This window comes from Neisseria sp. P0009.S007, assembly GCF_051962515.1.
The window spans coordinates 1-281 of the sequence record NZ_JBQCVF010001061.1 but is presented as its reverse complement, the minus strand read 5'-3'; the positions used below and the strand labels follow the sequence as shown (position 1 = coordinate 281).

The 281-nt window shown below is 55.5% G+C and carries 1 protein-coding gene; it reads left to right on the top strand.

From position 1 onward, the window contains the following. On the top strand, positions 1 to 281 hold a 281-nt coding region (locus ACTHS3_RS17755), incomplete at both ends, for a hypothetical protein (RefSeq protein WP_440368739.1).

Genomic DNA, 281 nt, shown 5'->3' with positions numbered 1-281 from the left:
GCACCGATGCCGTCAACGGCGGACAACTGCACCAAGTTTACGAACTGATCGGCAGCAACGGCGGCAACGTCAACACCGCACCGCCGGCAGTCGAAGCAGACGGCAAAGCAGGCTTGGGTAATATCAAAAACATTACCCTGGTGGACAACAGCAACAACCCGAACGTGACCAACGTTACGAACGAGACCAAGATTGCCCAGTCCAACGGTTACAGCCTCGTGACCTACAACGTCGAAGACCAAGGCATGTACGTGACCAACAACGTCATCGAAGCCGTAGGC